The organism is Streptomyces sp. NH27 (genome assembly GCF_056859195.1).
On the sequence record NZ_JACEGK010000765.1, the window covers coordinates 1 to 2,541 of the forward strand.

General features: G+C 75.4%; 1 protein-coding gene. It reads right to left on the reverse strand.

Features of this window, described 5'->3' with window-relative positions; genetic code table 11:
* Positions 1-92: 92 nt before the first annotated feature.
* A partial coding sequence (locus AC13HU_RS35510) for an FtsX-like permease family protein (RefSeq protein WP_483046123.1) occupies positions 93-2,541 on the reverse strand: 2,449 nt, incomplete at its 5' end.

Genomic DNA, 2,541 nt, shown 5'->3' on the forward strand with positions numbered 1-2,541 from the left:
CGCCAGGGCCGTGACCGACGATTCCGCATCCGCGGAAACCCCGGCCCCGTCCCCGGAATCCCCGCTCGTCCCGTTCCCCCGCGCTTCCCCGCTCATACCCGATCCCCCGCTCTCAGTTCCGTGCTTTCCCGCCGCCGTCCGGACAGCCACGCCTGCGCCAGCAGCACCGCACACGCCAGTATCAGCAGCCCCGCCGACGGCAGGGCAAGGGCCCAGGGGTTCGCGCGCAGCCCCAGCCCGAAGTCGACCGGCGCCAAGTCGCGCGGTCCCGTACCGAACGTCAGCGCGCGCAGGTCGATGCCCGGCCCGAGCAGCGGGATCACCGCCAGGCCCACCAGCACACCGCCTACCGCGCCGAGCAGCACCTGCGGCAGCATCTCCAGCAGCACCAGACGCCGCGCCTGGCCCCGGGTCATGCCCATCGTGCGCAGCCGGGCCAGCAGGGTGGTCCGGCCCGGCGCCGCCTGGAGCAGCGACAGCAGTAGCGCCAGCGCGCTGTAGCCCGCCCCGGCCGCGACCGCCGCCAGGTACAGCCGGCGGGTGCCGTGCTGGAGCGGGGTGTCCGCGAGCGCGGCCCGTTCGTCGCTGCGCATCAGCACCGACACCGACGAGGTGTCGGACGCGGCCACCTTGTGCAGCGCCTTCGCGTCGATGTGCTTGCCCGGCGCCGCCATCGCCAGCAGCGTGGTGGGCGCCGCCTGCTGCCGATACTGCACGGCGATCGGGTGCACGGCGTTGAACGAGGGCGCCGACACGATCACGAACTCGCCCCCGGGCGCGGCCGGGGTGGTCGGCAGGACGGCCGCGGTACGGATGTTGGTGGTGCCGAGTTCGGTGCCGAGCGACACCGTCTGCCGGCCGATCTGCTGGGCGAGCCCGGGTGACAGCACGGCGGGCAGCACCGGGTCGCCCGCCTTGCCGCCGTGTCCGGACAGCGTGCCCGCCGGGAAGGAGGGCAGCCCGACCGCACGGGTGAGCTTGTCGTACGAAGCCGGGTCCACCAGCACCACCGCGTAGGACTCGCCGAACGTCGCATCGGCGGAGTTCTGCTCGACCCGTGCCGTGGTGATCAAGCCGACGCCGGGCACCTTCCGTACGGCGTCAGGGAGTTGGGGCGACAGCGTGGCGGTGACCGCGTCGATCCGGGCGTCCGCGCCGACCGTCGCCGTGGCCGCCCGGTCCCGGCCGTGGCTGATCCCGGCCAGCACGGAGCCGCCGAAGGACGTCACGGTCAGAGCCACCAGCACTGCCAGCAGCGGCAGTTGACCGTTGGCGGGGGAGCGGCCCGCGCGGGCCAGGCCGAGGTGGGTGACCGCGCCGGTCAGCCGTGCCGCGGGGCGGGCCAGTAGCCGCAGCGGCATCGGGTACAGCCGCAGCAGGACGAGCGCGGCGCCGATCGCCACCAGCACGGGCGCGGCGGCGAGGAACGGGTCGTTGCCCGGACCGCTGCCCCCGGACGCGCCGGTGCCGCCCGAACCCCCGCCGCCGCGTTGCCGCAGCGCCACGACCGCGCCCACCATCAGGACCACGACGGTGAGTTCGAGCACGAGCCGGCGTCGCGACGGCCGCGCCGCGACCACGTCCTCCCGCCCGCCCGGACGCGGCCGGCGCACCACGAAGCCGGCCCGCAGCGGCAGCGCGAGCACCACCACCGCGGTGACCAGCACGGCCAGCAGCACCGGCAGTTGCCAGCGTTCGGTCGGCAACAGCAGGAGCGCGAGCAGCGTGCCGACCACCCCGCCGGGCACGGCCGCCGCGGCGGTCTCCGCGGCGAGCCGGCCGGTTACGCCGCGCAGCGAGCCGCCGCGGGCGCGCAGCAGCGTGATCTCGGCACGCCGCCGCTCGGCGGCGAGCCCCCCGGCCATCAGCAGCACGGCGAGCGCGGTGGTGCCGACGCCGACCGCGGCGATCAGTACCAACGGGCTGGTGGCGTCGCGCTCCCGGAGGAAGCTGGTGAAGACGGTGCCGAGGGCGTCGCCGACGCGCGCCTGCACGCTGCTCGCGTCCTGGAGTTTGACCGCCAGCGGACCGCTGGACAGCGACGACAGCATGCGCTGGACTGCTGGGACGTCGTGCGCGGTCAACCGGCCGATGTCCAGCGGCTCGTACCAGTAGAGGTTGACGCCCGCGCCGAGCTCCGGCAGCGAGCCGGTGGCGCCGCGGTGGGTCAGCAGCGTGAAGTGCCAGTACGTCTTGGGCGGTTCGCCGGGCGCGCCGGGCTGGGCGGATTGCACCGGGCCGAGCAGGTCGGGGTCCTCGTTCCAGTACGGCGACTTGGGGTCGAGCGGGGCCACGATGCCGGTGATGCGCACGGTCAGCGGCGTCGGGCTCACCCCGTACGGGTGGACGGACTGGCCGACCTTCAGGTGCAGCACCTGGGCCGTCTTCACCGTCACGGCGGCCTCGATGAGCGGCAGCGGTTGGCCCTCGGCGACCCCGGGCGGCGCGTGCGGCATCCGGCCGGCCACCAGCCGGGAGTGCGCGCCGAGGCCCGCCTGCGCGACGAGGTCGGCGGCCGGGGGGGGGGGGGAAGTACGGGGC